This is a genomic window from Streptosporangium sp. NPDC049644 (assembly GCF_040675205.1).
Taxonomy (GTDB): Bacteria; Actinomycetota; Actinomycetes; order Streptosporangiales; family Streptosporangiaceae; genus Streptosporangium; species Streptosporangium fukuiense.
On the sequence record NZ_JBFAOJ010000135.1, the window covers coordinates 1 to 18,772 of the forward strand.

Annotated in this window: 13 protein-coding genes and 1 other RNA gene; 5 read left to right on the top strand and 9 right to left on the bottom strand. The window is 68.3% G+C overall.

Annotation, left to right across the window (positions count from 1 at the left end; genetic code table 11):
• Positions 1-198: 198 nt before the first annotated feature.
• The 3 genes from AB0J58_RS40835 to AB0J58_RS40845 all read left to right on the top strand — a co-directional run bounded on the left by AB0J58_RS40835 (position 199) and on the right by AB0J58_RS40845 (position 5,048).
• A complete protein-coding gene (locus tag AB0J58_RS40835; protein ID WP_364226257.1) occupies positions 199-2,010 on the top strand; it encodes a family 43 glycosylhydrolase in 1,812 nt (603 codons plus the stop codon).
• Between the two features lie 23 nt (positions 2,011-2,033).
• Entirely contained in the window at positions 2,034-3,293 is a 1,260-nt protein-coding gene (locus tag AB0J58_RS40840; RefSeq protein WP_364226260.1) for a cellulose binding domain-containing protein, read from the top strand.
• Positions 3,294-3,401: 108 nt separating this feature from the next.
• Positions 3,402-5,048, top strand: a complete 1,647-nt coding sequence (locus AB0J58_RS40845) for a lectin (protein ID WP_364226263.1) — start codon at positions 3,402-3,404, stop codon at positions 5,046-5,048.
• 272 nt (positions 5,049-5,320) lie between these two features.
• Here AB0J58_RS40845 and AB0J58_RS40850 read toward each other — a convergent pair whose 3' ends face one another.
• From AB0J58_RS40850 to AB0J58_RS40865, 4 genes are all read right to left on the bottom strand, one after another.
• On the bottom strand, positions 5,321-5,797 hold the full coding sequence (locus AB0J58_RS40850; RefSeq protein WP_364226265.1) for a (2Fe-2S)-binding protein: 477 nt from the start codon (positions 5,795-5,797) through the stop codon (positions 5,321-5,323).
• Between the two features lie 15 nt (positions 5,798-5,812).
• Complete coding sequence (locus AB0J58_RS40855; protein ID WP_364226268.1) at positions 5,813-8,110, bottom strand: molybdopterin cofactor-binding domain-containing protein; 2,298 nt, start codon at positions 8,108-8,110, stop codon at positions 5,813-5,815.
• On the bottom strand, positions 8,111-9,328 hold the full coding sequence (locus AB0J58_RS40860; protein ID WP_364226270.1) for an oxygenase MpaB family protein: 1,218 nt from the start codon (positions 9,326-9,328) through the stop codon (positions 8,111-8,113). It abuts the gene before it with no gap.
• A 562-nt stretch (positions 9,329-9,890) separates the two neighbouring features.
• Positions 9,891-11,126 (bottom strand): oxygenase MpaB family protein, encoded by a 1,236-nt coding sequence (locus tag AB0J58_RS40865; RefSeq protein WP_364226273.1) that lies wholly within the window; start codon positions 11,124-11,126, stop codon positions 9,891-9,893.
• Between the two features lie 182 nt (positions 11,127-11,308).
• Between AB0J58_RS40865 and AB0J58_RS40870 the strand changes: the two genes are divergently transcribed.
• Positions 11,309-11,965, top strand: a complete 657-nt coding sequence (locus AB0J58_RS40870) for a helix-turn-helix domain-containing protein (protein WP_364226289.1) — start codon at positions 11,309-11,311, stop codon at positions 11,963-11,965.
• 217 nt (positions 11,966-12,182) lie between these two features.
• Here AB0J58_RS40870 and AB0J58_RS40875 read toward each other — a convergent pair whose 3' ends face one another.
• The 5 genes from AB0J58_RS40875 to AB0J58_RS40895 all read right to left on the bottom strand — a co-directional run bounded on the left by AB0J58_RS40875 (position 12,183) and on the right by AB0J58_RS40895 (position 16,851).
• Positions 12,183-12,794 carry a hypothetical protein gene (locus AB0J58_RS40875; protein ID WP_364226276.1) on the bottom strand — a complete coding sequence of 204 codons (612 nt, stop codon included), beginning with the start codon at positions 12,792-12,794 and terminating at the stop codon, positions 12,183-12,185.
• Between the two features lie 547 nt (positions 12,795-13,341).
• Positions 13,342-13,736: RNase P RNA component class A (gene rnpB, locus AB0J58_RS40880), an RNA gene on the bottom strand.
• Positions 13,737-14,030: 294 nt separating this feature from the next.
• Positions 14,031-15,284, bottom strand: coding sequence for a bifunctional RNase H/acid phosphatase (locus AB0J58_RS40885; RefSeq protein WP_364226279.1), 1,254 nt, complete (start codon positions 15,282-15,284; stop codon positions 14,031-14,033).
• The gene (locus AB0J58_RS40890) at positions 15,281-16,021 is read right to left on the bottom strand and encodes a C4-type zinc ribbon domain-containing protein (RefSeq protein ID WP_364226281.1); all 741 of its coding nucleotides are present in this window, start codon (positions 16,019-16,021) and stop codon (positions 15,281-15,283) included. Before AB0J58_RS40890 ends, AB0J58_RS40885 begins: the two co-directional genes overlap by 4 nt.
• Positions 16,018-16,851, bottom strand: coding sequence for a Nif3-like dinuclear metal center hexameric protein (locus AB0J58_RS40895; protein ID WP_364226284.1), 834 nt, complete (start codon positions 16,849-16,851; stop codon positions 16,018-16,020). Before AB0J58_RS40895 ends, AB0J58_RS40890 begins: the two co-directional genes overlap by 4 nt.
• A 240-nt stretch (positions 16,852-17,091) precedes the next feature.
• Here AB0J58_RS40895 and AB0J58_RS40900 point away from each other — a divergent pair, with 240 nt between their 5' ends.
• Complete coding sequence (locus tag AB0J58_RS40900; protein WP_364226287.1) at positions 17,092-18,531, top strand: NAD(P)/FAD-dependent oxidoreductase; 1,440 nt, start codon at positions 17,092-17,094, stop codon at positions 18,529-18,531.
• Positions 18,532-18,772 lie beyond the last annotated feature (241 nt).

The following is an 18,772-nucleotide window of genomic DNA, read 5'->3' on the forward strand; positions in this document are numbered from 1 at the left end:
GTGGGGGTTGTTCGAGCCGTTGTGCCCCGGGGTTTGTCCCAATCGCGCGAGGCTGGGGGGTTCCACCCACGGGGGCGGGCGGGGCGCCCCCCCCCCCCGCCCGGGTCACCCTTTGAACCGGTCCCGGGCGCGAGGGCAGGGAGCGCCCACCGCCTCGGGCCCATGCCCCCGTCATCACGTCTCTGAAGGAGACAACAGATGAGACCTGCTCTGCGCACGGTCCTGTGCACCGTGGGCCTGCTTCTAACGGCAATGCTGTTCCCGTTGTCGGCCAGGGCCGACAACCCGATCGTCCAGACCGTCTACACCGCCGACCCGGCACCGCTCGTCCACAACGGCCGCGTCTACCTCTACACCGGTCACGACGAGGACGGCTCGACGTACTTCACCATGCGCGAGTGGCGGGTGTACTCGTCGTCGGACATGGCGAACTGGACCGACCACGGCTCCCCGATGAACCTGGCCACCTTCGCCTGGGCCGACGCCAACGCCTGGGCGGGCCAGGTCGCCTATCGCAACGGCAGGTTCTACTGGTACGTGCCGGTCCGGGACCGCGCCTCCGGTTCGATGGCCATCGGCGTCGCGGTCGCCGACAGCCCGACCGGGCCGTTCCGCGACGCCATCGGACGTCCACTGGTGCGGAACGGCGAGATCGACCCCACGGTCTTCATCGACGACAACGGTCAGGCCTACCTGTACTGGGGCAACCCCAACCTCTGGTACGTCCGGCTGAACACCGACATGATCTCCTTCTCCGGCAGCCCGACCCAGATCCCGCTGACCGCCGCGGGATTCGGCGCGCGCGGCGGCAACACGAGCCGTCCCACCCTCTATGAAGAGGGGCCCTGGGTCTTCAAACGCAACGGCCTCTACTACAACGTGTTCGCCGCGGAGTGCTGCTCGGAGTTCATCGCCTACTCGACGGCTCCCAGCGCCACCGGGCCGTGGACCTACCGGGGGACGATCATGCCCCGCCAGGGCGGCAGTTTCACCAACCACGCCGGAATCGTCGACTTCAACGGCGGGTCGTACTTCTTCTACCACAACGGCGCCCTGCCGGGCGGCGGCGGTTTCACCAGGTCGGTGGCCGTGGAGAAATTCACCTACAACGCCGACGGCGCCTTCCCCACCATCAACATGACCACCGCCGGCCCCCCGCAACTGGGAACGCTGAACCCGTTCGTACGCCAGGAGGCCGAGACCATCGCCTGGGCGACCGGCGTCGAGACCGAGCCCTCCACCGAGGGCGGCATGAACGTCGGCTTCATCGAGAACGGCGACAACATCAAGGTCAAGGGCGTCGGCTTCGGCACCGGGGCGTCGTCCTTCACCGCCCGGGTGGCCTCGGGGTCGAGCGGCGGCAGCATCGAACTCCGCCTAGGCAGCGCCACCGGCCCCCTGGTCGGCACCTGCGCGGTCCCGGGGACCGGCGGGTGGCAGAACTGGACCACCGTCACCTGCCCCGTCAGCGGAGCCAGCGGGACCCGTGACCTGTATCTCCGCTTCACCGGCGGCAGCGGCTACCTGCTCAACCTCAACTGGTGGCAGTTCACCCCGAGCGGCGGCAGCGGCGGGAACCTGCTGACCAACGGCACCATGGAGAACGGCACGACCGGGTGGACCACCTCCGGCGGCACCCTGTCCTCCGCCACGAACGTCGCCTACGCCGGCAGCCGCTCCCTGCTCAACTCCGGACGCACCTCGGCCTGGCAGGGCCCCAACCAGAACGTGACCGCACAGCTCACCAACGGCAAGAGCTACACCACGAGCGTCTGGGTGCGCTCACAGAGCGGCACCCCCAGCGCGAAGGCGACCCTGGCCTACACGGCCAACGGCACGACGAACTACCTCCAGCTCACCCCGGCGCAAACGGTGAACACCAACGGCTGGACCCAGCTGACCGGCACCGCGACCGTCTCGTGGACCGGCACCCTGACCAACGCCTCCTTCTACGTCGAGACATCCGCCGGAACCGACGGCCTCTACATCGACGACGCCTCCTTCCAGTAATCCACACAGAAAGGAGTCACCTCATGTCCAGGCACAGATCCGTGCTCACAGCCATCACGGCCGCGGCACTTCTCGTCCTCTCCGTGGGCACCGTGGCGATAAGCCACAGCGCGGGCGCGAGCACGTCGAGCAGCACCCTCGCCGCGACCGCCGGATGCGGCAGGACGCCGACCCTTCAGAACGGCACCAACACGATCCAGAGCAGCGGCAAGACCCGCAACTACATCCTGAGAATCCCCGCCGGCTACGACAACCGGCGACCCTACCGGCTCATCTTCGGCTTCCACTGGCTGGGCGGCACCGCCACCGACGTCGCCACCGGCCAGACCGTGCAGCGCGACGTCTGGTCCTACTACGGGCTCCAGCGACTGGCCGGCGAAAGTGCGATCTTCGTCGCACCCCAGGGCTTCAACAACGGCTGGGCCAACAGCGGCGGCGAGGACGTCACCTTCGTCGACGACATGATCCGGCGGATCGAGGCCGACCTCTGCGTCGAGACGACGCAGCGTTTCGCCCTCGGCTTCAGCTACGGCGGCGCCATGAGCTACGCCCTCGCCTGCGCCAGAGCCACCACCTTCCGCGCCGTCGCGGTCTACTCCGGCGGCCAACTCAGCGGATGCAGCGGCGGCACCCAGCCCATCGCCTACTTCGGAGCCCACGGCCTGCGAGACGGCGTGCTGAACATCTCCGGCGGACGCACGATGCGCGACCGATTCGTCCGCAACAACGGCTGCACCGCCCAGAACCCGCCCGAGCCCGGCCAGGGCAGCCTCACCCACCGCAGCACCACCTATTCCGGCTGCGCCGACCGCCCCGTCGTCTGGGCCGCCTTCGACGAGGGGCACATCGCCGCCCCGCAGGACGGGGCACCCGGCGACAGCGGTTCCAGGACATGGCTGCCGGGAGAGACCTGGAGATTCTTCAGCCAGTTCCAGTCATCCGACCCGAGTCCGTCTCCCAGCCCGTCACCGACTCTGAGCCCGTCGCCTTCGGGAGCGTGCGCCGCGACCATCCGGGTGACCAATTCGTGGCAGGGCGGCTTCCAGGGTGAGGTCACCGTGCTCGCGGGCAACTCCGCGATCAACGGCTGGACCGTCAACTGGACCTGGCCCGGCTCGCAGACCATCACCCAGGTCTGGGGAGGCGTCCGCTCCGGCTCCGGCTCGAACGTGACGGTACGCAACGAGACGTGGAACGGCTCGCTCGGCGCCGGCGCGAGCACGACCTTCGGCTTTCTCAGCAACGGCACAGCGGCCACCCCGGCGGCCACCTGCGCCACGTGACCGTGCGGCCCATCTCGACCGAGTAGCGACAGTGCCCCATGGCGCGGAGCGTCAGCCCGCGCCATGGGACCCGATCATCGATTTCCCATCCGCTGAGGAGCGATGTCAATGAGCAGGAACCGACTACGCGCGTTACTGGTCCCCGCCGTCACCATGATGCTGACCCTGGCGACGGGAGCCGTAGCGATCATCTCGGCCACCCCGGCGCAGGCGTTGAACAACGGCGTGGGCCGTACCCCGCCGATGGGGTGGAACACCTGGAACACCTTCGGCTGCAACATCAACGAGACACTGATCCGGCAGACAGCCGACGCCCTGGTCAGCAACGGCATGCGCGACCTGGGCTACCAGTACGTCGTCGTCGACGACTGCTGGTTCGACCCCAACCGCGACTCGGCCGGAAACCTCCAGGCTAACCCGTCGCGGTTCCCCAGCGGGATGAAGGCGCTGGGTGACTACCTGCACGCCAGAGGGCTGAAGTTCGGCCTCTACCAGGCCCCCCTCGACAAGACCTGCGCCCAGTACTTCAATTCCTACCCGGGCGCGACCGGCAGCCTCAACCACGAGGTCCAGGACGCCCGGCAGTTCGCCGCCTGGGGCGTCGACTATCTCAAGTACGACTGGTGCTCACCCACCGGCACCATCGACGACCAGGTGCGCACCTTCGCGAAGATGCGGGACGCCCTGGCCGCGACCGGGCGGCCGATCCTCTACAGCATCAACTCCAACAGCATCCACTCCAAGACCGGGCCGCAGCGCAACTGGGGCGACGTCGCCAACATCTGGCGCACGACCGAGGACATCACCAACGCCTGGAACACGGGTCAGACCAACGGCTACCCGATGGGCATCCAGAACATCGTCAACGTCAACGTCCCCCTCGCCGGCTACGCCGGGCCGGGGCAGTTCAACGACCCGGACATGATGGTGGTCGGCCGGGGCGGCATGAACGACACCGAGATGCGCAGCCACTTCGCCCTGTGGGCGATCATGGCCGCGCCCCTCATCGCCGGTAACGACGTCCGCAACATGGACAACGCGACCGCGACGATCATGAAGAACCAGCACCTGATCGCCATCAACCAGGACACTCTCGGCCTTCAGGCCACCCAGGTCAGTAACGACGGCACCCGCCGCGTCCTGGCAAAGCGGCTGAGCAACGGTGACGTCGCGGTCGCGCTGTTCAACCAGGGCGGCAGCACCACCACGATCAGCACCACCGCCTCCGCGATCGGCCTGTCCGGCAACTCCTTCAACCTGCGTGACGCCTGGACGAACGCCGTCACCTCGACCACCGGCGCCATCTCGGCCAGCGTTCCGGCCCACGGCACCGTCGTGTTCCGGGTCAGTGGCGGCACGCCCTCCCCGTCCACGACCCGGATCCAGGGGGCGGGTTCGGGCAGATGCCTCGACGTGACCGGCGTCTCCCAGACCAACGGGACCCAGGTGGGGATCTGGGACTGCAACGGCCAGAGCAACCAGCAGTGGACCTCCACGGCCGCCGGTGAGCTGCGGGTCTACGGCAACAAGTGCCTGGACGTCAACAACGCCGGCACCGCCGACGGCACCACCGTCATCATCTGGGACTGCAACGGCCAGAACAACCAGAAGTGGCGCCTCAACACCGACGGGAGCATCACCGCCGTCGGCGCGAACAAGTGCCTGGACGTCGTCGGCAACTCCACGGCCAACGGGGCCAAGACCCAGATCTGGTCGTGCAACGGCGCCGCCAACCAACGGTGGAACCGCGTCTGATCACAACGCGCTCAAGGTCCGACTCCTCGCGGGCTCGGAGGCGGCGGCGTGGCCGGGGAGAGCGCCGATCCCGGTGGGGTCAGCCGGCTCGATCGTGGTCGGCCAGGGTCTCATCGATGACGCGGCGGTTCTCCTCGGCTTTCCGCTCATCTCCGTCGATGTTCGCTGCGCGCCCGCCGACGGCCGCCGGTCGCGTCGACACGCTGCAGGGCAGGTCGGCGGGCGTGGCGTGGAAGAACTCCCGGACGTACAGCCGTGCCCGGGGTCCCTCCTCACATGTTCTCGGCTCCGGCCTTGATGGCTTCGCGGATACGGGAGTAGGTGCCGCAGCGGCAGATGTTGCGGAGGCCGTCGAGGTCGGCGTCGGTGATTCCGCGGCCTTCGGCCTTGGCGCGGCGGACCAGTGCCACAGCGGCCATGATCTGGCCGGGCTGGCAGTAGCCGCACTGGGCGACGTCGCGGTCGAGCCACGCCTGCTGCATGGGGTGCAGGTCCTTGCCGACCGTGGCGGGAAGCCCTTCGATGGTCGTGACCTCGTCGGTCGGCTGGAGGTCCGCGACGGGGATCGCGCAGGGGTTGACCGCTTTGCCGTTGATGTGGCTGGTGCACGCTTTGCAGACGTTGATGCCGCAGCCGTACTTCGGCCCGGTGATGCCGAGAATGTCGCGCAGCACCCACAGCAGGCGCACGTCGCCGTCGACGTCAACGGTGACCTGCTCACCGTTGACGCGGAAAGTGTGCTGAGGCACTCAGATCTCCTTGTTTCAGCGGGCGTGGTTCAGGCCGTCGGTCGGGGATGGGGGAATGGGGGGGACGGTCGGTTTGGGAGTGAAGGAGAGCGTGCCGTGGTTGATCGGGAAGCTGGTGGGCATCGTTCCGGTCGCGCGGCCGTACGCGCAGGCGACCGCGGCCAGCGACGCGGCGACGCCCAGCTCCCCGGCGCCGCCGGGCTCCTCGGAGGTGCTGGGCATGACGATGATCCGGAGTTCGGGCGGGGTGTTCCACTGCCGGGTGTAGAAGTAGTTGTCCCAGCTCGCTTCGAGGAAGTACCCGTCGCGCAGGTGCAGGCTGGAGGTCAGGGCCAGCGCGATGCCGTCCATGGCGCAGCCCATCATCTGCGCTTCCAGACCTCGCGGGTTGACGGCGAGGCCGACGTCCACCGCGATCACCACCTTGGTGACGCGCGGTCCGGCCACGCCGTCGCGGATGGGACGGTTGACGGTTTCCGGCCGGCAGTCGATCTCCACCAGCACGGCGCTGACGGCCTTGTACTCGGCGTGGAACGCGATGCCCTGCGCGGTGCCGGCCTGCATCGACCGCCCCCAGGCGCCGACCTCGGCCACCTTCGCCAGCACCGCCCGGGAGCGGTCATCGCGGAGAAAGTCGTGCCGGAACCGGTAGGGGTCCTTGCCCATCTTCGCGGCGAGCTGGTCGACGATGAGCTCCCGGGCACAGGTGACGTCGGGTGAGTAGACGTTGCGCATGCTGCCGGTGTTGAAGCTCTTGTCGGTTTCGTTGAGCAACTGGCTGCTGGCGCCGAAATTGTAGGACATCGCCTGACTGAGATGGAAGAACGTCTGGGAGAAGCCGATGTCGCCCACCGGAAGCCTCGCGGCCATGGCGGTGATGATCTCACCGAGTCCGTGGCCGAGGTCCGTGGAGACGCTGGTGTGCCGCTGCTTGTAGCTCAGCACGGTGTTGCCGAGGTAGGCGGCGCGTACCCGCGAGGTGGCCATCGGGTGGGTACGGCCCTGGCGGGAGTCGTCGGCACGGTGCCACATGAGCTTGACGGGTTTGCCGATCTTCTGGGACACCTCGGCGGCTTCCAGTGCGGCGTCGAAGAACAGCTTGCGCCCGAAGGAACCACCGCCTTCGGTGACGTGTACGGTAACGCTGCCGACCGGCAGCCCCAGCTTGGCGGCGATGGTCTGCTTGGCGGTGAGCGGCGATTTCAACGCCGACCAGATCTCGGCGCGGCCGGCCCGCACGTCGGCGATCGCACAGTTGGGTTCCAGCGCGCTGTTGCTGCGGAAGTAGAAGGTGAACTTGCCTTCGACGGTCGGAGTCAGCGGCTTGAGCCCGAGCGGTAGCTCTGCGGCCTCCAGTTTCCGGAGTACGGTCTGGTCGGACGCTCCTTCCGCGGTACCGGATTTCCAGGAGACCCGCAGGGCGCGTACGGCGTCGATGCACTGGCCGAAGGTTCTGGCGCGCACCGCCACCCCGGTGGAGATCGTCACGACATCGGTGACGCCCGGCATGGCGCGGACCTCGGCGAGGTTGGCCACCGAGCCGACTTTGCCGTTGATGGTCGGCGGACGGCACACCATCGTCGGCTTCGCGTCCGGGACGTCGAGGTCCATCGCGAACTTCTTGCGCCCGGTCACCGCGTCCAGCGCGTCGATCCGGTTGTGCGGTCTGCCGATGACGGTGAAGTTCTCGCGTGAGGTGAGCTGCACCGACACCTGCTGGGTACGTGTGCTCGCGGCCTTCTCGGCGAGCGCACCGATGTCGACGCCGCGGCCGGAGCGATTGGTGATCACCCCGGCCTTCAGCGTCAGGTCGGTGACCGCGGAACCGAGTTCGGTCGCCGCGGTCGCCAGCAACCGGTTCCGGGCGATGGCGGCGGCGACCCGGATCGGGGTGTAGGTGGCGATGGTGGTGTTCGACCCGCCGGTGAGCTGGTTGAACACCAGCTCCGGCCGGGCGTCGGCCAGTGTGACACGCACCCGTTCCAGCGGCACGGCCATCTCCTCGGCGATCAGCATGGCCGTCGAGGTGGTGATGCCCTGCCCCACCTCGGCCCGCGGCAACGCGAACGACACCGTGCCGTCCCGGTTGACCTCGACCGAGATCAGGCCCGAAGTCGGCAGCGCCGCCGCGGTCATCAAGTCGTTGAGGTCGAGCAGTTCCGTGAGCTCCGGTGAGGGCAGCCCGACGTCGGACGTCGGCGTCAGGTTGAGTTCGGTGGCGACCACCAGGGTCGGAGCCGCCACCACGTACCCGAGGAACCGGCGCCGCCCGATGCCCTCGTCCGGCCCGCCGCCATTCGATCCCATCATCATTCAGCTCAGACCCGGACGGTTGGTCGTGGGGATCTCGATCTTGGTCTCCTTGGCCTTGGTGAGATAGAACAGGATGTACTTCCGCACGGCTTCGTCGAGGACCCAGGCGGTCTCGGGTACCAGCGGCAGCGGAATGAGGCCCTCGCGGAATCTCACCAGTTTCGGCCAGATGGTGGGGATCAGCAGGTCCCACACCGGCTCGCGTTTGATGCCGTCCCAGTCGGCCACCTGGTCGCCGACCAGGTACCGGGCGAGCGCGTTGCACAGCGGCCGGCTGAGGCTGGCGGGACTGGTCTGCTCGGCGAGCTGGCCCAGCAGGATGTCGGTCAGCTCCACGCCCTCGGGCGTCGGCCCCATGTTCCGGGGCAGGATCTGGTCCGACTGAGCGTTGGCCGCGGCCCAGGTGGCGGGGATGTACTCGTCCTTGATGCCGAGCATGTGCGCGGTCACCTGCCACACATGCAGGTACGCCTCGGAGTGGGCGGCGCTGATCGGGACCTTCCATTCGAGCATCTTGCGCATGGCGAAGGTCGGCAGGGTGTGCCAGGTGACCAGCATGTCCTCCTGGCTGATCGGGATGTCGCCGGTCCAGTGGGGGGACTGCTGCAGCAGGTGTCGTACCGCCGCGTGCACCAGCCGGGTCTTCACCGCCTCGACCACGCAGGAGCCATCGGGCCGGTACGCGTTCAGGGCGCCGACGGCGAATCCCAGGATGCTCGTCTTGGCGACGCGGTCCTCCATGTCCGCGCCCCCCTTGGAGTAGTAGACCGAGAGGGCCTCCTTGGGAATGGCGGTGCTCAGCATGCCGCCACCCACGCCGTTGAGCAGATTGAGGTACAGCCCTCTGGACTTGTTGAACTCGGCCGCGGTGTTCAGCTTGCCCTGGTTCGCCCATGACGGCAGTTGGCGGGCTCTCTCCATGAAGTCCCGCAGGTCCGCCGGCAGCCCCGCGGGCAGGGGCTGGTCGTTACGGGTCCAATTCCACAGCAGGCGGTTGACCTCGGGGACGGCGCCTCGGTCGATCAGCGAGGCGACCAGCGGGTCGGCCTCCTCGTCCCATATCCACCGCGGATCGGTGCCGGCGCCGGCACCCGCGATCGAACCGCTCGACGCCCAGGTCCAGGGCGTCGCCCGAGCGGGGAACGCCACCCCCAGCGCTCCGAGCGCCCCCAGGGCTCCACCCGAGATCAGCATCTTGCGCCTGCTCAGCTCTGCCATGCCGGACTCCTCCTGAGTTCCGCACGCTGATGATACGATGATACATATCAGGTTTACTTGTATCTCAACAAGGGTGTACGCCGATCAGGAAACATCCGGAGAAACAGCTGATCGCTTCGCGACTTCGGCCGGTTTCCCATCGATATCGAACAAGCCCGTTGGTTCCAGGTGATTCGCGAGCTTGTCACAATTTATGATGAAGAGCCGTCGGCCAGGATGACCCGGCATTTCCTGATGCCCATTTCGGAACCGACCGACTCCCCGGATCGATGACCAGGAAGCCCGTTTCTCAACCCGGCGGCAACCGCTCGTAGCACTCCACCGGTCATGAGTGTTCAGACGTGTTAGGACCCGTTTCGGATATTCGCAACCAGATATGACCGGGGCACTGGTCAACGCGGGAGACCGTGGCCGCCCGCACAGGTGGCTCGAACGGGCGGGGCGGAAGGTCCGGGCCCGGACTCTGCTGGATTCCGGGCCCGAGAATTCGCAGCACTGTCCTGGCCTACGGAAAGCAGGCCAGGCCGGGGGCTTTCCTCCGCTTCCGGGCCGAGGGTCCGGCTCAGGAGTTCGGGTAGTTCGGGTTGTTGGTCAGCGGAATCTCGATGTTGATCTTCTGCGCTCCGGACAGGTAGGCCAGGAGCACCTTGCGAAGGAGCTCATCGAAGAGCCAGTAGGTGCTGTCCGCCCCCGGGAACACCTTGAGCACGCCTTCGCGGACGGCGATGAAGGGTCCCCAGAACGTGTTGAGGAGCCCGTCCCAGAGCGGATACCTGGGGATACTCAGCCACCCGGCGATCTCGTCGCCGAGCATGAAGCGCGTCAACGAGCCGAGTACGCGCTTGGTGAGGAGGCCGGCATCGATCGCGGCGCCGAGCTCCAGGAGAATGTTGGCCAGCTTGATGCCCTCGGGCGTCGGGGCCAGCACCGGGTCCAGGACCTGTTTGGCCTGGGAGTTGGCCTCGGCCCACGAGGCGGGGATGTACTCCTCCTTGATGCCGAGCATGTACGCGGCCAGCTGCCAGGTGTGCAGGAAGGCCGCGGAGTCGGCGGCGGGCATCGGCACCTTCCACGCGACCAGGTTCTTCATGACGGTCGTGGGCAGGCTGTGCCAGGTGACCATCATGTCCGCCTGGCTGATCGGAATCTCCTCGTCGGCGGCCCTCTGCCAGTGCGAGGACTTCGGCAGCAGATGGCGCACGGCCGCATGCGCCAGCCGGGTCTTGACGCAGGTCACGATCATTTCGCCGTCGGCGTCGTAGGCGTTCCGAGTCCCGATGTCATACCCGAGCTTGGCGGTCTTGGAGATGCGGTCCTGCATGTCCGCACCACCCTGCGAGTAGTAGACCGCCCGCGCCTCCTTGGGGATGACCGTGCTCATCATGCCGCTGGCGAAGCCGTACAGCACGCCGGTGTAGAGCCCCCGCCTGTTGTTGAAGTCGGCCGCGGCGGCGATCTTGCCTCTGTCGGCCCAGGCCGGCAGCTGACGGGCCTTCTCCATGAAGGCCTTTAGGTCCGCCGGCAGTCCGGCCGGCAACGGCTGACCGTTCTTGGTCCAGGTCCGCAGCAGAGTGTTGACCCTGGGCACCTCGCCCCGGTCGATCAGCGAGGCGACCAGCGTGTCGGCCTCCGGGTCCCATACCCACCGCGGGTCGAGGCCTGCCCCTGTGCCCACCACCGAGCCACTGGGCGACCACGTCCACACGCGCGCCTGCGCGGGGGTCGCGACGGTCAGCGCACCGAATGCGCCCAACGTCCCTCCCGCCCGGAGCATGTCGCGCCTGCTGAGTTTGTCCATGCCTTCGTCCCTTCTCCTCGTGAGGCCGAGAGCATTGCTGATACGATGAAACATAAGATGAATCCGAGTATCACCAATACAGCACACAGTGTCGGACATCACAAGACCGTGACAGCGATTGTCAGGGATTGAGGCAGAATCAAGCACAGGAGGTGATCGTGGAATCTGCACTGTCCGGGCTCATGGCGCCGTCGGACTCGGAGTCACTGCTGGAGCGCGCGTACATCGATGCCGTCGAACAGGTCGACGACACAGACGAGACCCGTGCGCGCATACTCGACGCGGCGTATGAGCAGTTCTGCCGCATGGGTATCCGGCGGTCGACCATGGAGGACGTGGCCCGCAGGACCGGGGTTTCGCGGATCACGGTCTACCGGCGGTTCGCCACGAAGGACGCGCTGGTCGAACACGTGGTACGCCGAGAGTTCCGCCGATATTTCGACCAGTTCCTCATCGACATCGAACAAGCTCATACCGCCGCCGATCGGGCGGTTCTCGGCTTTGTAAGTTCATTGCGCGCCATCCGCCGTAACCCGTTGATCGGCGGCCTGATCACCTCGGAACCGGACCTGGTCGTCCCCTCCATGATCAGCGACGGGGGCCGAACCCTCGCCACCGTACGGCAGTTCGTCGCGGGCCAGCTCCGCCACGAGCAACGCGCGGGCAACGTGTCGAGCGACCTGGACGCCGACCTCGTGGCCGAACTGATGGTCCGGATCTCCGCCTCCTTCCTGGCGATCCCCAGTGAGATCATCGACCTCGACGACGACGAGCAACTGGCCGCGGTGGCCCGGCAGTTCCTCGTGCCCATGTTGGAACCGCCCGGCCGCCCGGATTGACCGCCGAGAAGAGCAGACCGCGGAGCAGCGGCGAAGCACCCTGCTCCGCACGTGGGCGTCCCCCAACTCGCGTACTCGTCTCCCCGGATCTCGTCCCACCCTCGCCGGAAGCACCTCACTCCATCAGTGTCCTCTCCGAACCTCGTTACCCTGGCCGGAGACGAGAGGGCACCCGACGACTTGACGGGGTGACCGTGAGCCCCGTCATCAGCCCTCGCTATTCGTCAGGCAGCAGGTAGCGCCAGGAGAGCACGAAAAGTGCCCCCGAACTGGTCTTGAAGAGTGACCGGCCGTACTCCTGCCCGGCAGGCACCGCCTTGGTGATCGCACTCACCGCCGCCCCCTCGATGTCCTTGTGCCAAATCGGGTCCACCGTGCCCGAGGGCTCCGGGACCCCTGCGGGCCACGGCGCCGGCTTGCCCTCCGCCGAGGCGGCCCCTTCGGCGACCATGCGAACGCGAGTGGCGACGTAGTCGGTGCCCGCGGTGGCGGCCCGGGTCGCCAAGCCGTCCATCAGCTTCTTCGCCTCCGAGAGCTCCCTCGGGTAGAAGTCCGCGACCTGGTCCAGAGCCGGGGCCCGGACCTCCAGCATCTTTCCGTCCTTCCCCCGTACCCCGAGGATGGTGGTCGGCACGTCCGTCACCGCCGGCGCACCCGGCTTGGGCTCCGCGGTCGGCGGTTGCCCGGTCAGGTACGTCTCCATCGACGCGACCGTCTCGCCCGTCTCGGCAGCGGTGAGCTTCAGCTGCTTGCTCGCGTCAACGATCACCAGGCCGTCGCTGTACAGCACCACTCTCGGCGGACGCAGCACGTTCATGGTCGCGGTCACGAACCCGCCTTCGGCACCCCACAATGCAACCGGCTTCGCCGGCCCGTCGTCAGCCGGGGTCGCCGACATATCCGATTCCGCTCCTCCGCAGGCCGCAGTCAGGGACAACAGTGCCACGAGCAGGCTCATTCGTAATCTCATGCCCCACAAACGTACGTTTCCTTCAGATGGTTCAGCCGGTGTCGTTCGCGGTCAGGCGGACCCACCGGCAAGGGCAGTCGCCGACTCGGCGAGATCGTCGCGGCCGCCTCCCACTCCAGCACCTTCCTGGTCGAGCGCTACCGACGAACAGCAAAACATCACGGACGAAAACGCGCCATCGTCGCCGTCGGCACCCCTGTCCTCGCGATCATCAGGTACCCGCTGCCCGCCCCCAACGCTCGCCACCACGACCTCGAATCCGACCATCACCAATCCCAATCCGTTTCGACCGAACGGGTTGATCTCGTGAACCGAGCGGGGCCGACGGACATCTTCGTGACCTCTCGGGCGAATGTGCCCTGATCTTGCCTGACGGAGGCTCCACGCCAGGTCAAAGCCGTAAGGGCGGACGAGTCGGCCTGTAGGCCGGGTTTTGTTCTTCACTTGCGTGAAGAGGCGACCATCCATCTAGGGCCGTCGTTGCCGACGGCCTCAAGCGGTCTACCCGCGCGGCTCGGGCGGGCAGCCCTCAAGCGTCGCGCGCGGGACGCTCCGGAGAGCGCCCCTTCTTGACCTTGCTCCGGGTGGGGTTTACCGAGCCGCCCACGTCACCGTGGGCGCTGGTGGTCTCTTACACCACCGTTTCACCCTTACCCCCTCTTGCGAGGAGGCGGTCTGTTCTCTGTGGCACTGTCCCGCGGGTCACCCCGGGTCGGCGTTACCGACCACCCTGCCCTGTGGAGCCCGGACCTTCCTCGGCGGGTCTCCGAAGAGACCCGACGCGGCCGCCCGGCCGGCTCGTCCGCCGTGTTCCAAGCCTAACGGCTCCCAAGTGGGCTCCAACCGAACGGCAAGTCATCTGCGCTGAAATATGAATCAAGCGGGACAGGACAGACGAGCATCAGGGGAAAGCAATGAGAGCGAGGATGGCCGATCCCGCGCGCTGCCGGGATCCGCACCGGTGTGATGGGACACGGCCATCACACCGGTGCGGACGCGCACACCGATGCGGGAGACGAGTGTTGGCCGTCTCCCGCATCGGGCCCGATCGTCGGCCGGAGGCCCGGCACCGTACCGCCACCCGAGACCGACGGTTCAGCGCAGGTGGGAGGTGTCGTTGAACGCCTTCACCACCGCCGGACCATCGGCGTAGTACTCGATCAGGGACAGAGCTGACAGGTCGAGATGCATGCGGTACAGCGCGTTGAGGGGAGCGAGCAGCGCGAATCGCAGCAGCATCTTGATCGGCGTGACGTGCGAGACGGCGAGGATCGTCTTGCCCTCGTAGCGCTCGATCAGCAGGTCCCCGGTCGCCTGGACCCGCCGCGCCGCCTCCCCGAAACTCTCCCCACCCGGCGGCGCGGCGGACGGGTCCGCCAGCCACGCGGCGAGCTCGTCCGGCCAGCGACGCTGGATCTCGGTGAACGTGTGGCCCTCCCAGTCGCCGAAGTCGGTCTCCCTGAGCCCCTCCTCGACGACGACCTCAAGACCGGTCCTGGCCGCGATGATCTCCGCGGTGGCACGGGCGCGCTTCAGCGGCGAGCTGACGATCACCTGGATGCCGTACGGCTCCCCCGCCAGCCTGGCGGCGACTGCCTCGCCCTGGGCCACGCCGTTGGGCGTGAGTTCGGGATCGCCGAGCCCGGAGAACCTGCGCTCGACGGAGAGCGGCGTCTCACCGTGCCGGAGCAGGTACAGCGAGGTCGCGACCGAGGTGGGCGGGCGCCAGCCGGTGCCGCGCCCGGTGGGCATGGCCGTCCGTTCCGCCTGCCCCGCAGGCTCCCGGGTGACGACACCGGCGCCGAGGTCATCGGTCTCGAAGAGGAGAAGGTCCTCGGCGGGCCCCCCACCGGTGAGCGTGGCGGCGGCGCCACTTCCGGAGGCGCCGACCGCCCTCCCTGCGGGAGAGGAGGAGGCCGAGGCGGTCCAGGTGCGGCCCTTGGCCGCGGCGTCCATGGCCTCGTTGGCCAGGCGGTCGGCGTCCTTGTTCTTCTCACGCGGGATCCAGCGCCAGGTCACCTTCAGGCGCCTGGCGAGGGCCGCGGCCTGTGAGGCCAGCGGGCGCAGGCCCTCGTTCTTGACCTTCCATCGGCCGGCCATCTGCTCGATGACCAGCTTGGAGTCCATCCGGACCTCGACCTTCGCACCGTCCCCGGCGAGGGCCAGCAGCGAGGTCAGGCCGGCGATGAGCCCGCGGTACTCGGCGACGTTGTTGGTCTGGGTGCCGATCGACTCGGCGGTCTCGACCAGTATCTGGCCGTCGGCGGCGTCCTTGACGACGGCGCCGTAGCCGGCCGGCCCGGGGTTGCCCCGCGAGCCGCCGTCGGCCTCTATGACGTACAAGGTCACAGGCCGGACTCCGCGGTGCGGACCAGGATCCGGCGGCACTCCTCGCAACGGATGACCTCGTCGTGGGAGGCGGCCTTGATGCGGTTGATCTCGGCGATGGACAGGCTGGTGCGGCAGCCGAGGCAGCGGCCGCCCTGGAGCATCGCGGCGCCCACCCCGAACTGCTCCCTGAGCTTGGCGTAGAGGGCGAGCAGATCGGCCGGTATGTCCTTCTCGACCCCGGCCCGCTTGCTCTGGACCTCCTCCTTCTCCTTGTCGATCTCGGCGAAGGCCGCGTCCCTGCGGTCCTCGGCGACACCGCGGGTACCCGCGAGCTCGTCGCGCTCGGCCACCAGCTTGGCGACCTGCGCGTCCGCCGTCTCGCGGCGCTCCATGATCTCCAGCACCACCTCCTCCAGGTCGCCCTGCCTGCGCGTCAGGGAGGCGATCTCCGACTGGAGACTGGCCAGGTCCTTCGGCGAGGAGACCTGTCCCGAGTCGAGGCGCTTCTGGTCGCGTTCGGCGCGGATGCGGACCGAGTCGACGTCTGCCTCGGCCTTGCTCTGCTCGCGGGCGAGGTCACCTGACTCGGTCTCGGCGGCGATCACCTGGGTCGCGATGCGGGCGACGCGAGCGGAGAGCTCGTCGATCTGGGCCAGCTCGGGCAGGGTGCGGCGGCGGTGGGCCAGCCGGTCGAGGGCGGAGTCGAGTTCGGCCAGGTCAAGCAGACGCTTCTGGGCCGCAGGGGCTGCTTTCACGTGAAATCCTCGCACTTTGCTGTTGTTTTCCAGGCGTCCGTGACCGTCTCGGAAACGCGCGTCTCAACAGTAATCCCCCTGGCGGCCGATGCGGACGCCAGATGGTGCGCCGCGTCGGCGAGCCATGGCCACTCGGTGGCCCAGTGGGCGGCGTCGATCAGCGCGGGGCCGTCGGCCTCCATGAATTCGCTCGCCGGGTGATGGCGCAGGTCCGCGGTGAGGAAGACGTCGACCCCGGCGGCGCGGGCCACCCCGAGCAGGGAGTCTCCGGACCCCCCGCTGACCGCGATCCGCTGGACGGGGCGGCCGGGATCCCCGGCGACCCGCAGGCCGCCCGCCGTGGCGGGGAGCCCGCGCGCGGCCCGCCGGGCGAACTCGGCGAGGGGGACGGTGGCGGGCAGGGAGCCGATCCGGCCCAGGCCGCGTCCGGGGTCGTCGGCCGCGGGCATGAGCGGGACGAGCGGGCCGGTCAGGCCGACGGCGCGGGCGAGCGCGTCGGAGACGCCGGGGTCGGCGACGTCGGCGTTGGTGTGGGCGGTGAAGAGCGCGATGTCGTTCTTGATCAGTGTGTGGATCAGGCGGCCCTTGAAGGTGGTGGCCGCGACGCTGGTGGTGCCGCGCAGGTAGAGCGGGTGGTGGGTGACGATGAGGTCGGCGCCCCAGCCGAGGGCCTCGTCGGCGACGGCGGCCACCGGGTCGACCGCGAACAGGACCCTGCGCACCTCCGCGGAGGGGTCTCCGCAGACGAGTCCGACCGCGTCCCACGACTCCGCCCAGCGTGGGTCGTAGCGGGTTTCCAGCTCTGTGACGATGTCGGCAAGCGTAGGCACCCGCGCAGACTATCGGCCTATTCCCCGGCGCGAACGGATCGCCTAATGTAAGTGGATACTGACCCATCGAGGGGCGGCGGATTCCAGTATTTTTCGCAGCACTCCTGGCGTATGAAGGGATGGGGAGTTGGGGAGACGTGGGCGCAGGCGGCAGCCGAAGCTTGGGGACGTCCACCGGCGCCTGATCCTTGCCGGCACCGGGAGCCGCTGCCGTGCCAACACCGACCGGGGGACGTGCGCGTGAGACCGAACATCGCGATCATCGGTGCCGGATTCGGCGGGCTGTGCATGGCCATCCAGCTGGAGAAGGCCGGCATCCGCTCGTACACGATCTTCGAGAAGGGGGACAACGTCGGGGGCACCTGGCGCGACAACACCTATCCGGGGGCGGGCTGCGACATCCCCTCGCACCTGTACTCCTTCTCCTTCGAGAAGTACTCCAGCTGGACACGCCGCTTTCCCGAGCAGCCGGAGATCCTGGGCTATCTGGAAAGGTGCGCCGACAAGTACGGCGTGCGGCCCCGCCTCCGGCTGAACACCGCGGTCGTCGCCGCCACCTTCGAGGAGTCGCTGGGGAAGTGGCGGGTCCGCACCGCGGCCGGGGACGAGCTGTTCGACGTGGTGGTGTCGGCGGTGGGGCAGCTCAATCGACCCCAGCTGCCCGACATTCCGGGAATGTCAACGTTTGATGGCGTGGCTTTCCACTCCGCCCGCTGGGACCACTCCTTCGATCCGACCGGCAGGCGGGTGGCCGTGATCGGCAGCGGGTCCTCGGCGGCGCAGTTGATCCCGAAGGTCGCCGAGGTGGCCGATCACCTGGACGTCTTCCAGCGGACCCCCAACTGGGTGATCCCCAAGGCGGACGCCGTCTTCGGCCCCGGCGCCAGGACCGCCTTCCGGCGCGTGCCGTTCCTGCAGCGCGCCTACCGCGAGTGGATCTACCGGTACGCGGAGAGCACCCTCTACCCGGCCCTGTCCGGAGGCTGGAGCTCCGGCCCGCTCCGCAAGCGCGCCCTGGAACACCTGCGCGACCAGGTCCCCGACCCGCTGCTGCGGGCCAAGCTGACCCCGGACTACCCGATCGGCTGCAAGCGGGTCGTCGCCGACAGCAAGTTCTATCCCGCGCTGACCCGCCCCAACGTGGACGTCGTCACCGACCGGATCACCCGGATCGTCCCCGGCGGTGTGCAGACCGCCGCCGGACTCCGCGAGGCGGACGCGATCGTCTACGCGACCGGCTTCGAGACCTCCGGCTTCCTGGCCTCCATCCAGGTCACCGGGCGCGGCGACCGGCACCTGGCCGAGGAGTGGAAGGACGGCGCGGAGGCCTACCTGGGCATCGCCGTACCGCACTTCCCCAACCTGTTCCTGCTGTACGGCCCCAACACCAACCTCGGCCACAGCTCGATCGTCTTCATGATCGAATGCCAGGTCCGGTACATCATGGGCTGCCTGCCGCAGCTGGCCGCGCGCGGGCCGATGGAGGTCAGGCCGGAGACGATGGCCACCTGGCGGCAGAACCTGGAGGCGGCCATGGGACGCATGGTCTGGCAGGCGGGCTGCACGAGCTGGTACAAGAACGCGGCCGGCCGGGTGACCAACAACTGGCCGGGCACGACGACCGCCTACCGCCGCATCACCAGGGCCCCGCGCCCGGACGCCTTCCAGTTCGCGCGCTGACCCGCGGTCTTCCGCGAGGCGTCAAAGGCGAAGTGCCGATACCGTCGTGGCGAACGAGAGCCGTACGCGCAGAAGGGCCCGCCGTGTCCGCCGACCTCCACCGCGACTCCGTGGTCGCCGATACCCACAACGACCTGCTGATGGCCGTCACCGCCAGACCCCCTCGGCGGTGGGCGTCGTTCTTCCGTGAGCGCTGGCTGCCGCAGCTGCGCGAGGGCGGGGTGAACCTCCAGGTGCTGCC

Coding starts and splice junctions, on each gene's coding strand:
- AB0J58_RS40835 (WP_364226257.1), top strand. CDS start 199: ATGAGACCTGCTCTGCGCACGGTCCTGTGCACCGTGGGCCTGCTTCTA.
- AB0J58_RS40840 (WP_364226260.1), top strand. CDS start 2,034: ATGTCCAGGCACAGATCCGTGCTCACAGCCATCACGGCCGCGGCACTT.
- AB0J58_RS40845 (WP_364226263.1), top strand. CDS start 3,402: ATGAGCAGGAACCGACTACGCGCGTTACTGGTCCCCGCCGTCACCATG.
- AB0J58_RS40855 (WP_364226268.1), bottom strand. CDS start 8,110: ATGATGATGGGATCGAATGGCGGCGGGCCGGACGAGGGCATCGGGCGG.
- AB0J58_RS40860 (WP_364226270.1), bottom strand. CDS start 9,328: ATGGCAGAGCTGAGCAGGCGCAAGATGCTGATCTCGGGTGGAGCCCTG.
- AB0J58_RS40865 (WP_364226273.1), bottom strand. CDS start 11,126: ATGGACAAACTCAGCAGGCGCGACATGCTCCGGGCGGGAGGGACGTTG.
- AB0J58_RS40870 (WP_364226289.1), top strand. CDS start 11,309: ATGGCGCCGTCGGACTCGGAGTCACTGCTGGAGCGCGCGTACATCGAT.